The following is a 12,400-nucleotide window of genomic DNA, read 5'->3' on the forward strand; positions in this document are numbered from 1 at the left end:
CGCCAAACCACACAAAGTGTTATTGTGTGGTTTTCTCAACGTTATTTTACTTAAATTTATTTTGATAAAAAATCTAAAACTGAAAAATCTCCCAAAGAAATTTCTCTGGCAACTCCGAAATACTGAGCCGAGCTACCGATCATTGAGTTGGAAAGATTTCCGTGATCGATTACTGTTTTCTCTTGGATCAACGAGTTGTCGATATTGGAATTGATTACTTTAGTATCTTTTCCTAAAGAAACATACGGTCCGATCTTAGAATTTGAAATTTCAACACCTTCACCGATATAACACGGCTGAATGATCAAGGAATTCTGAATATTAGCAGATTGAGGATATTCTGTAAACTGGTCTTTTTCGTATTCTAAAATTTTACCATTGGTTTCTACAGTCGCATTTTTATTTCCGCAATCCATCCAGTCGTCTACTTTTCCTAAAGAAAATTTAGCACCGGATTGACGAAGATTTTCTAAAGCTGTCGTTAATTGATATTCGCCGCTTACTTTAATATTATTATCCATAATATGGTTAATTTCAGCCATTAATTTTTCTGCTGAATTAAAGTAGTAAATCCCGATAATAGCAAGGTCTGAAACAAAAGTCTGAGGTTTTTCGATGAAATCTGTGATAAAACCGTAATCATCTAATTTTACAACACCAAAAGCAGAAGGGTCTTCTACTTTTTTTACCCAGATCACACCATCAGAATTGGTATCTAAAGTAAAATCTGCTCTAAAAAGCGTATCTGCATAAGCGATCACAACATTTCCCTGCATAGATTCTTCCGCACATTTTATTGAATGAGCCGTTCCAAGAGGTTCAAGCTGATGATAAATGGTTCCTTTCGCACCCAGTTTTTCTGCTATCTTAAGTAATGATTCTTCTACTTCAGCTCCGAAATCTCCGATAATAAATGCTACTTCTTCAATTTTTTCACCTGCTACTTTAGCAATATCTTCTACCAATCTTTGTACAATTGGTTTCCCGGCAATCGGGATCAATGGTTTAGGAACAGTTAATGTATGTGGTCTCAATCTTGAGCCTTTTCCAGCCATTGGAACAATAATTTTCATATGTGAATGTTTGTTTTTATTTATAAAGTTTAGTTTAAGCCCTTCTCAGAATTTTATTAATCATCGTTCTTTCGTTGTATGCTAAAAACGCAATGAAGAAAAGAAACAATCCGTTTCCAATTAAATAATTGTGTCGGAAATAATAAAATGAAACCATCGAAATTGCAATAGACAACGAGAGATAAATTGCTATTTTGGATGTATTATAATGAATGGGATATTGTGATTTCCCCCAAAGGTATGAAATAATCATCATACTTGTGTAAGTAATTAATGCCGCAAAAGCACTTGCCCAATATCCGTATTCAGGGATAAATGTAAAGTTGATGAAAATAGTAATTGCCGCTCCTATTAAAGAAATATACAAACCAACTCTCGTTTGATCTGAAAGTTTATACCAGATTGATAAATTTAAATAAATTCCCAAGAACAATGCGCCCAACATTACAAACGGAATGATCTCTATTCCTTCAAAGTATTCTGGATTACCCAGATATCTTTCAGCAATCCATTGAAGATTTACCATCAATCCCATGTAAATTAAACAGTTACAAATCACAAAAATATCCATTAAAATAGCATAGGTTTTATGATTATTTTTGTCTTTAAAGCTGGAGAAAAAGTAAGGTTCAATTCCTAATTGGTAAGCTTGTCTGAAAACCGTTATGAAAGTTGCAATTTTATAAACTGCTCCATAAACTCCGATCTGATGTTTTGCTTCTTCTTTTGGAAGCCAAAATTTTAAAAACTGTCGGTCTAAAGTCTGATTGATAATTCCGGCTAATCCAGCAATCATTACAGGCCAGGAATAATTCATAATTCTTTTCCAGAGTTTAAAATCAAATTTACGAATGCTAAAATTCACAAATTCTTTTCCTACAATTAATAAAGTAATGATGCTCTGAACTAAATTGGCTACAAAAACATATCCAACACCAAATTCAGCATTGTATTTAATTCCTAAAATTCCATCAGGATAGTTGGGAAGCCATTTAATGAAAAATACTACTAAAAAGTAATATGCTAAAGCGCCAACTACTTTTGAAAGCATGTATTGTATAGGTTTTCCTTCTAATCTTAAAATTGCTGAAGGTATTGTTGCAAATGCATCGATCGAAAGCATAAAGAGAAAAATTACCAGATAATTGACCTGATCCGGTGTTTCAAAAGCGTTGGCAAGATCCTGCCTGAAAACATATCCTAAAATCAAATAAATAAACCCCGTACCTAAAATGCTCAGAGCGCAGGTAGAAACCAGAGTTTTTTTGTCGATATCACCTTCCTGGGCAAAACGGAAAAATGAAGTTTCCATCCCGTGAGTAAGAAAAACCGTGATGACTCCGGCAATAGAATACCAATCTACAAAAGGTGACGAAGCAGATGGTCCGAAAGCTTTTGTTACGATGGGCGCAATAAGAAATGGGAAAATTCTTACCAACACAGAACTGAGCCCGTAAACAGCGGTTTGTCCAAATAGTTTCTTATACAATTTCAGGTTTTTAAAATGCAAATGTAAATATTAGAATCCATAATTTTCTGATTGATGTTTAAAAATCAGTTTTGAAAATATTAAATTTGTGCAATATCAATCTTATCTAAAAGTAAAAATGAAAATTCTTATAAAAAATGTCCAGATCGTCAACGAAGGGAAAATTATCAAAAACGATATTCTTATTGAAAACGATCTGATCTCTAAAATTGATTCTCAGATTTCTGAAGAAGCAGACCAGATTATTGATGCTTCCGGAAAATATCTTTTGCCCGGAGTTATCGATGATCAGGTACATTTTCGTGAACCGGGATTAACGCATAAAGGAGAAATAGAAAGCGAATCCCGAGCTGCAATTGCAGGCGGAACGACAAGTTTTATCGATCAGCCAAATACCGTTCCCAATGCAGTGACGCAGGAATTATTGGCTGATAAATATAATATTGCTTCTCAAAAAGCGTACGCCAATTACGGTTTTATGATGGGCGGAACCAATGATAACCTTGAAGAAGTTTTGAAAACAAACCCAAGAAATGTTCCCGGAATTAAATTATTTTTAGGTTCTTCCACAGGAAATATGCTTGTCGACAATCCTGAAACTTTAGAAAATATTTTCAGCAATACAAAAATGCTGATTGCCGTTCATTGTGAAGATGAAGCAACGATAAAGGCAAACACTCAAAAATATCTGGATGAATATGGCGAAGATATTCCTGTGAAATTTCATCATTTGATCAGAAGTGAAGAAGCTTGTTATAAATCTTCATCAAAAGCAGTTGAGTTGGCAAAAAAAACAGGGGCAAGGCTTCACGTTTTTCACCTTTCCACGGCTAAAGAAATGGAACTTTTCAGAAATGATATTCCTTTAAAAGATAAAAAAATCACAGCAGAAGTTTGCGTTCATCACCTTACTTTTACCAATGAAGATTATGATACAAAAGGCGGATTGATCAAATGGAATCCTGCCGTAAAAACGCAAAAAGATAAAGACGCACTTTGGGAAGCGTTGCTTGACGACCGAATCGATGTGATTGCAACCGATCACGCTCCTCATACCTGGGAAGAAAAGCAGAATGTGTATACAAAATGTCCTTCCGGAGCGCCTTTGGTGCAGCATTCTTTGGTGGTGATGCTTGAAAATTATAAAAACGGAAAAATTTCTCTAGAAAAAATCGTTGAAAAAATGGCTCACAATCCTGCGATTTTATTCAGAATTGAAAAAAGAGGTTTCGTGAGAGAGGGTTACAAAGCAGATTTGGTTTTGGTTGATCTAAATGAAAACTGGACGGTTGAAAAAGAAAATATTCTTTACAAATGCGGTTGGAGCCCGTTGGAAGGAATGAATTTCCATTCTAAAGTTACCCACACTTTCGTCAACGGAAATCTGGTTTATGAAAACGGGAAAATCAATGAGCAAAAATTCGGGGAGCGTCTGCTTTTTGAAGTTGAGGAATAACTTTTTGAAATAATAGAAAAATAAATATCAATAGGAGCGGGCTTTAGCCCGCTTTTTATGTTGAATAATGGAATTGGCTTTAGCCAAAATTTAATTTTCTCGCAGATTTAGCTAATAAAACAGATTTTAAAATCTGCAAAATTTGCTCGATCTGCGAGAGAAAAATAACCTAACAATAATTGAATTAAGCAATTACAATACTTTCAATTCCTTTTTCTAAAGCCGTTTCCTGAAGGTGTGGAAGACTCAGACCTTCTGCACGGAAAACACTTACATTGGTAATTCCGATAAAACCAAGCACGCTTTTCAAATAAGGAACTACGAAATCATACGATTGGTAATCGCCCTCAGAAAATATTGATCCGCTTGCAACAGCGATATACGCTTTCTTATTTTTTACCAGTCCTTCAAAACCATTTTCAGAATATCGAAAAGTCATTCCGCCACGAGCAATATGATCAATATACGCTTTTAAAGCAGAAGGAATTCCAAAATTGTAGATTGGCACAGAAATAACAATCGCATCCGAAGCCTGCAACTGCGCAATGGCATCATCCGAACGTTTTACCGCCTCGTTTTGCTCAGGAGTTCTGTTTTCTGCAGGAATAAACCATGCATCAACCTGTTCTTCGCCCAGATGCGGAAACGGTGTTTTGAGTAAATCTAAAATTGTTACCGAATGTTCAGGATAAGCTTCCTGCAATTTTTCTTCGATGGCATTTCCTAATGTTCTGCTTGCTGAATCTTTCGTTCTCGGGCTGGAAATAATGTGAAGTATGTTTTTCATATGTAAAAATTTATTTTTTTAAAGGTCATATGGAATCGCTTGCTAACGATTTCATTTTTTTGAGAATTAAAATTTCTTCAGCAAAATTATGTACATTTGCTTATAAAAAGTAAGTAGTATACAAAAGGTTAGTACTAACCTTTTAGTTAGTTTTAAAAAATATCTTTATGGAAAATTCTGTCGAAAATGAAGAAATTGTCTGCAGAGGTAGATGTGGTGAAAGCCTTTCTGCTGTAGAAGATGCCATTTATGTAATTGGCGGAAAATGGAAACTGAAAATCATTATCGTTTTGCAGGAACTCGGAAATGTCCGTTTTAATGATTTGCAGAGAACGATTGGTGGAATTTCTGCTAGAGTGCTTTCTAATGAATTAAAAGATCTGGAACTCAACGGTTTCGTGAAAAGAGTAGTGCATAGTGAGAAAACGCCTGTCGTTGTAGAATATGTTTCCACCGATTACAGCAGAACCCTGAAAACTGTGATTATGTCGCTTTCAGACTGGGGAAGAAATCATAAAAAAAATATTAGGGAAGATTCTTTTGCTCCATCTTAGGAAGCTGGTTAAAAACTTTGACAGGATTTACCAATCGTTGTTTTTTTCGAAATAGATGATGCCGCTTTTGGTTTTTAGAATGTCACCTTCATTTTCAAGGTTTTTCAAAATGCGGCTCACAACTTCTCTGGATGTGCCTAGATTATTGGCAATTTCCTGATGGGTTATTCTTACAGGATTTCCGTGGTTTGTCTGTACCTGATCTTTAATGAAGTTGAAAATTCTTTTATCAAGCTTATAATACATTGCGTTGTTTACCTTAGAGACTATATCTGAAAGTCTGTTTTTATATTCCAGGTAAAAAACTCTGTTGATTTCCGGATATTTCACAAGCCATTGGTGCAATATCTCTACAGGAATCAGGATGAGCTGCGAATCTTTTACAGCCACAGAATAAATGCTGCTGATGTAATTGCTGAAGATAGATGAAAACGTCATAGAGCAGCTCTCGCTCGGCTTTATGTAATAATGAATAAACTCGTTTCCGTCATTCAGGGAAAACACTTTCAGCGATCCTTTGGATAAAATAGGAACAAACCTGTTTCTTTGGCCTTCTCTCAGAATTTCGTCTTTAGCAACTACGTTTTTTATGAAAACGTTATACTCAAACTCATTGAGAAAATCTTTACCAAGAAAGCCAAACTTTTTTGCAATAGTTTTTCTGTACATTAATTTAATTCAAGTTTTTTTAATAATGATCTTCATTTTAAAATCATCAAAAAGTTTTAAGACTTGGTTTGATGTGTTTTAAGATTTTCTTTTCTGCTTTTTTGAAAACATATCGTGCAGGAAAAATCTGGATAAAACAGATTTAAAAAATGAAGTTTATTCAGTTTTTAATAGAATTAATTTAAAAACACGATTCTAAAAAAAACAATTCGAAATAAATGGAAACATACAATGTGTTTATGTGTTTTAAACGGTTGGTTTACAGCTTAGTTTCTGGAATAATATTAAATTCAGTTGCAAATTTTAAGATTTAAAAAAATGAATACCATCAAGAAAACTTAATAAGGTTTTGATGATGTTCGTACAACCCGTCTAATAAGAGAGACTGAACTTTGTTGGCAGCAAACTGCCTTAATATGGTTACGTTTTTTGCGGAATAATCTTTAAATCTGTCTGGGTGAAAATCTAACGGATCCTGCAACAGATCTGTGATGATAAAATCATGGTCGGTAAAGAGCTGATTAAACCTTGTCTTAATAGTTTCGGAGAACTCCTGAGTGAAAAATTCATTAAAACCAATATGCAAAACGGTAGATTTTTCATTCAGAATATCAATAGTGACTAATCCTTTTGCAAAAATAATTTTTTTTGGCTGTAATGTTAATTCTCTTTGGTTGTTAATTAATATTTGTGTGTTTTCGCAGGTGATGATAATATTGTAAAAATAATCGGAACAATTTTTATTAAGGCTCAAAACAGCTACTTCGAAATCTTTCATATTATTTATTTTGTACAATGGTGTTAAAATTTGGTGCTGCTTAAAAGGCGTTGTTTGGGAATCAGACGTTTTTTATTTAAACTTTTCTGATGGCATTTTTTTTCTGAACAGTAAAACAGAATGGTTTTCAATTCAATATCGCAATTATTCGTTTTAATAAAAGGAGATACAGCAGTTTTAGTCATAACAATTGATTATTTAGACTGAATAAAAATCATTACGAAAACAAAAATGATAAATATGAATACTACGAAACGGTGATAAAAGTCACAAAAATCTCATTTTTTAACTAAGTAAATGAAGTATAACAAAAGAAAAATGCCTTCAGAATAGAAAAGGCATTTTAAATTGCTGCAAATAAAGCAGGTTGTTAGCAATAACTATAAAATATTATGCTTCCATATTCTGAAAAAAAGCAAAAATAAAATCTGTGAAGATGCTTTAATGAAATCTAATTTAATATCGTAAATTTTGCAGATTAAGGCGATCATTCAAACGTAAATCATCTTTGTAAATCTGCGAAACTTTTGGGAAATAAAATTATTTAATAGATTCCTCATTTCGCTTTCGCAACATTCAGAATGAAAATTCAAAAACAAAATATTTGCAAGAAATTCGTGCATTCGTGGCTAAAAAAGCTATTTCTTCGCTTTAGAATCCATATAAAAACTCAATTTTCCGCCATTCATTATTTCAGAATGTTTCAGGGTAAAGTTTTTAATTTCTTTTCCATTTAAAAGAATTTTCTGAACATACACATTTTTCGGACTTTGATTGATCGCTTCAATTTCAAAAACTTTTCCGTTCTCCAAATTCAAAACAGCGTTATCAATCGCCGGACTTCCAATTGCATAATCTTCAGATCCGGGAGCAACAGGATAAAAACCAAGCGAACTCAAAATATACCAAGCGCTCATTTGTCCGGTATCATCATTTCCGCCCAATCCATCGGGCGTTGCTTTATATTGCATTTCTAAAATTCGTCTGATCTGCGCCTGAGTTTTCCAAGGCTGTCCTGCCCAATTATAAAAATAGGCAACATGATGAGCCGGCTCGTTTCCGTGAACATAACCACCAATAATTCCTTCTCTCGTAATATCTTCTGTATCTGCAAAAAACTCGTCCGGCAAATGCATCGTGAACAATTCATCCAATTTTGAAGCAAATTTTTTCTTTCCGCCCATTAACTGAATCAATTCATCAGGATTTTGAGGAACGAAGAAACTGTAATTCCAGGAATTTCCCTCAATAAAGCCTTGTCCGTGAGTGCTTAAAGCATTAAAATCTTTCTTAAAACTTCCGTCTGCTAAACGAGGGCGCATAAAACCTACAGATTTATCAAAATTATTTTTCCAGTTTTCGGAACGTCTGATAAACTGATTGTAAATTTCAGTTTCACCCAAATGTTTTGCCAATTGAGCAATTGCCCAGTCGTCATAAGCATATTCCAAAGTATTTGAAACCGAAGTTCCGTTTTTCTCAGCAGGAATATATCCTTTGTCTATGTAAAAACCGATGCCTTCATAATCTCTTTTGTTTGCTGTTTCTACACAAGCTTTCAGAGCCTCTTTTGCATCACCGCTGTAATTTCCTTTAATGATCGCATCTGCAACCACACTTACGCTGTGATAACCGCTCATACACCAATTGTCGTTTGCGTAATGTGACCAGATCGGAAGCATTTTCATAGAAAACTGATCATAATGAGCCATCATCGATTTTACCATATCGCCGTTTCTTTTCGGCTGAATAATATTAAAGAAAGGATGAAGCGCACGATAAGTATCCCAGATTGAAAATGTTGTGTAATTGGTGAAACCTTCTGCTTTGTGAATGTTTTGGTCTAAACCTTTATATTCTCCGTTTATATCTGTGTAGATCGTAGGATTGATAAAAGTATGATACATCGCAGTATAAAAATTTGTTTTCTCAGTTTCAGAACCTTTGATAACGATTTTATTGAGTTCTTTGTTCCAGCTTTCCTGAGTTTGAGCTTTTACCTGATCAAAAGATAAATTTCCGGTTTCTTTTTCTAAATTTTCCAACGCATTTGCCTGACTAACCGGAGAAATAGCTAATTTAACTTCAATCGCTTCATTTTCACTCGTATCAAAATCAAAATACATTTTAAGGTTTTTTCCTGCGATTTCGGGAAAGTTTTTAGTCTGGTCAAACTTTCTCCAAAAACCGTTATAAACCTGCTTTCCATCATAATTTTTTTGTCCGTAAGATTTAAATGGCTTTGAAAATTTCATTGCAAAATAAACGGTTCTCGTTCTCGCCCAACCGTTTGTTTGTCGATATCCTGTAATCGTATTTCCGTTTTCAACACGTACATAAGTCCATACATTTTTACCGTCGTAATTGTAAATTCCCGCCATTAAATCTAAAATAATATGAGCCTGATCAGATTTCGGGAAAGTATAGCGATGAACTCCCACTCTTGTTGTTGAAGTTAATTCTGCTAAAATATTGTGATCGTCTAATTTTACTTTGTAATATCCGGCTTCGGCTTTTTCATTTTGATGCGAAAACCTGCTTCTGTAGCCGTTTTCAGGATTTGCTGCTGTTCCTGGATTCAATTGTAATTTTCCTACAGTCGGCATTACCAGAAAATCTCCAAGATCAGAATGCCCCGTTCCGCTGAAATGGGTTGAGCTGAATCCAACAATCGTTTTGTCTTCATAACGATAACCTGCACAATATTTATAAACATCGCCGTTGTATTTTCCATTCATTTCATAAGAAATAGTGTCGGTTTCAGGGCTTAACTGAACAGCTCCGAAAGGTGAGGTTGCTCCGGGATAAGTATGTCCCATCTTTTCTGTTCCGATCAACGGATTGACATATTGAACCAGTTTCTCAAATTTTTGAGCGTTAAGATTTAAACCAAAAAATAGTAGAAGCAGATAAGTATGGGTTGCAGGGTTTTTCATAAAATTATTTTGGATCGTAAATTTATATAAAATGAATGATAAAGGTTTATCAATACAATATTAATGTTGCATTTGAATAATTAAGTTTTATTTTAATCTGCCTGATCAAAATAATCTGCGAGATTTGATTTCAACTTTCTCAGAAAAGCGAAAACCTATCCCGTGAATATTTTCAATAACGACAGCACTTTCATCGGCAAAAACTTTTCTCAGCCTTGAGATAAAAACATCCAGGCTTCGTCCCATAAAATAATCGTCATCGCCCCAGATTGCCTTCAGGATATCCTGTCTTTTGAGAACAGTATTTTTGTGACGGATAAAATACAGAAGCAGATCAGATTCTCTTTGGGTGAGTGTAATTGTATTCTGAGTATCGTTTAAAGTATAGTTTTTAGGATCAAAACTGTAGTTTCCAACGTTATATTTTTGCGGAAAAGACTCAGTTTTTTTAGAGCGTTTCAGGAAAATCTCAATTTTCAGGATCAGTTCTTCAATGCTGAAAGGTTTCACCAGATAATCATCTGCGCCAATTTTCAAACCTTTGATGCGGTCTTCTTTTAAAGCTTTTGCAGAAGTGAAAATGATCGGGATTTCAGCATTTTTATCTCTTATTTTTTCGGCTAAATCGAAACCATTCATTTCGGGCATCATAATATCGAGCAGGCAAAGATCAAAATCGTTACCGTTGAAAGCTTTAAATGCTGATTTTCCGTCTGAGTAATGCTCGATGTCGTAATAATTTTCCAGGCTGTCCTGAATCAGGAAAGCTATGGTTTTATCATCTTCTGCGTATAAAATTTTAGATTTATCCATCATTTACACAAATTAAATTTAAAACGGAAAAAACAGAGTAATGGTGATGCCTTTACTGGGATTGTTTTCTACCGAAATTTTCCAGTTATGCTGCTGAACGATTTTTTTTACATAGAATAATCCCAGTCCAAAACCATTGATCTCATCACTATTATTATCAGGTACTCTGTAAAATTTATCGAAAATATGATTGATACTTTTCGCAGGAATGCCCATTCCGTTGTCTTTAAACTTTAAATATAAGCCTTTTGAATCTTTAATGGATGAAATAAGAACTTCAGGTTTCGTTTCGCAGTATTTAATAGAGTTGTCTAAGATATTGTAAACGATATTGGTAAAATGAAATTCATCTGCTAAAATCGAAATATCATCTTCAATATCGATCTGAATTGAAATATTTTCATTTTTCTGCCTGATCGTTTCTGCAATCTCTTCAATAAATGGATGTAAAATTATTTTCTGTGGCTTTAATGATAATCCTGCAGCATCATTTTTAGCAATATTCAATATTTTTTCAATATGATTATTTAATTTAAAACTTTGACTGATGATAATTGATGTGTAAGTTTTTAACTTCGGATTTTCCTGTACCACTTCTTGTTTGTTAAGCGATTCTGAGGCTAAAAGTATAGACGATAATGGCGTTTTGAACTCATGCGTCATATTGTTGATGAAATCACGCTGCAGTTCTGAAAATTTCTTCTGCTGAATAATCGTGTAGATCGAATAAACGTAAACGAGAAGAATGATAATCAGCGCGAAAGTAAGCAGATACCAAAAACGTAAAGAACTGATTAAATACGTTGTTTTATCGGGAAAACGTATCGAAAAATAATAAGTAAGATTTTTATGCTTCGGAAACTGAATCACCTTTTCACTCGGTTCTTCCTGATGACTCGTCATATATTTCCCGTACATCATCTGATCGCTGTGACAATTGTACAAAGCGTAAACATACTCTGTATTAATTTGAAATCTCGTAAATTCAGTTTTTAAATAATGCTCAAGAACTGCGGGATGAAACTCATTGTTGATATTAACCACATAATAATCATTGGCAATAATCTGCACCGGATTTTCGGTAAAAGAAGATTTTCCTTCGGTCATTTTATCGACAACCTCCATCAGAGCGATGTTTACTTTCTGGTTAAATTTTCTGTCCTCCAGATTATACGCCTGCTTTGTCCACAACAGTTGTGCTATCAAAATTCCGATGATAGCGACCAATCCTAGGCTTATAATAATATTGAGTTTCTTGATCTGCATTTCAGAAGCAATATTATCCAAAAATATCTATAATTTTTTGATCATTAACAACTCGTTAACAAATGTTTGATAACGGTTAACAACTTTAAAGCCCAGTCTGAACTACATTTGTTACAACAAAAAAATAATTATTATTGATTTTATAACTACTTAAAAATTTATACACATGAAAAATCTAAAAATTACAGCGATTCTTGCGGTTTTGGCATTCTCTCCGGTTTCTGCAAACGTATTTCCGGTAATTCCGGCTTCAATTGTTAAAAAAGTAGCAGAAGCTGCAAAATGGAAATCAGAAACGATCGATGTGGGAAAAATTCCTCAAGGAAAACCGAAAATCATCAGATTTGAATTTACGAATACTTCGTCACAGCCAATTATGATCGATAAAGTGGCGCCATCATGCGGCTGTACAACAGCTGATTATACAAAAACTAAAATTTTACCGGGGAAAACAGGATTTGTTGAAGCAAGCTACAATGCTGCAGCTGAAGGTCCGTTTTCAAAATCAATTACGGTTACCATGAGCGACAGCCAAAACCCAAAAGTACTTTCTTTTAAAGGAACTGTTGTGAAATAATT

The 12,400-nt window shown here is 34.1% G+C and carries 11 protein-coding genes; 3 read left to right on the plus strand and 8 right to left on the minus strand.

What is annotated here, in order from left to right; all coding sequences use genetic code 11:
- Positions 1-56 precede the first annotated feature (56 nt).
- Both AB4Y90_RS00005 and AB4Y90_RS00010 read right to left on the minus strand, forming a co-directional pair.
- A complete protein-coding gene (locus AB4Y90_RS00005) occupies positions 57-1,073 on the minus strand; it encodes a sugar phosphate nucleotidyltransferase (protein ID WP_441555119.1) in 1,017 nt (338 codons plus the stop codon).
- 34 nt (positions 1,074-1,107) lie between these two features.
- Entirely contained in the window at positions 1,108-2,562 is a 1,455-nt protein-coding gene (locus AB4Y90_RS00010) for a lipopolysaccharide biosynthesis protein (RefSeq protein ID WP_441555120.1), read from the minus strand.
- Between the two features lie 118 nt (positions 2,563-2,680).
- On the opposite strand from AB4Y90_RS00010, the gene AB4Y90_RS00015 reads away from it, so the two are divergent.
- Complete coding sequence (locus tag AB4Y90_RS00015) at positions 2,681-4,018, plus strand: dihydroorotase (protein ID WP_441555121.1); 1,338 nt, start codon at positions 2,681-2,683, stop codon at positions 4,016-4,018.
- 184 nt (positions 4,019-4,202) lie between these two features.
- Here AB4Y90_RS00015 and AB4Y90_RS00020 read toward each other — a convergent pair whose 3' ends face one another.
- Complete coding sequence (locus tag AB4Y90_RS00020; protein ID WP_441555122.1) at positions 4,203-4,805, minus strand: FMN-dependent NADH-azoreductase; 603 nt, start codon at positions 4,803-4,805, stop codon at positions 4,203-4,205.
- 167 nt (positions 4,806-4,972) lie between these two features.
- Here AB4Y90_RS00020 and AB4Y90_RS00025 point away from each other — a divergent pair, with 167 nt between their 5' ends.
- Positions 4,973-5,359: a winged helix-turn-helix transcriptional regulator gene (locus tag AB4Y90_RS00025; protein WP_441555123.1), complete on the plus strand. Its 387-nt coding sequence runs from the start codon at positions 4,973-4,975 to the stop codon at positions 5,357-5,359.
- A gap of 27 nt (positions 5,360-5,386) precedes the next feature.
- On the opposite strand, the gene AB4Y90_RS00030 is transcribed toward AB4Y90_RS00025, so the two are convergent.
- From AB4Y90_RS00030 to AB4Y90_RS00050, 5 genes are all read right to left on the minus strand, one after another.
- Positions 5,387-6,028 (minus strand): Crp/Fnr family transcriptional regulator, encoded by a 642-nt coding sequence (locus AB4Y90_RS00030; protein WP_441555124.1) that lies wholly within the window; start codon positions 6,026-6,028, stop codon positions 5,387-5,389.
- Positions 6,029-6,356: 328 nt separating this feature from the next.
- Positions 6,357-6,806: a hypothetical protein gene (locus AB4Y90_RS00035; protein WP_441555125.1), complete on the minus strand. Its 450-nt coding sequence runs from the start codon at positions 6,804-6,806 to the stop codon at positions 6,357-6,359.
- Positions 6,807-7,444: 638 nt separating this feature from the next.
- On the minus strand, positions 7,445-9,742 hold the full coding sequence (locus tag AB4Y90_RS00040; protein WP_441555126.1) for a GH92 family glycosyl hydrolase: 2,298 nt from the start codon (positions 9,740-9,742) through the stop codon (positions 7,445-7,447).
- 105 nt (positions 9,743-9,847) lie between these two features.
- Entirely contained in the window at positions 9,848-10,555 is a 708-nt protein-coding gene (locus AB4Y90_RS00045; RefSeq protein WP_441555186.1) for a response regulator transcription factor, read from the minus strand.
- 18 nt (positions 10,556-10,573) lie between these two features.
- A complete protein-coding gene (locus AB4Y90_RS00050; protein ID WP_441555127.1) occupies positions 10,574-11,842 on the minus strand; it encodes a sensor histidine kinase in 1,269 nt (422 codons plus the stop codon).
- A 145-nt stretch (positions 11,843-11,987) separates the two neighbouring features.
- On the opposite strand from AB4Y90_RS00050, the gene AB4Y90_RS00055 reads away from it, so the two are divergent.
- On the plus strand, positions 11,988-12,398 hold the full coding sequence (locus AB4Y90_RS00055) for a DUF1573 domain-containing protein (RefSeq protein WP_441555128.1): 411 nt from the start codon (positions 11,988-11,990) through the stop codon (positions 12,396-12,398).
- Positions 12,399-12,400 lie beyond the last annotated feature (2 nt).

Origin of the sequence: Chryseobacterium sp. 2TAF14, from assembly GCF_052115105.1 — a bacterium.
Classification (GTDB): Bacteria; Bacteroidota; Bacteroidia; order Flavobacteriales; family Weeksellaceae; genus Chryseobacterium.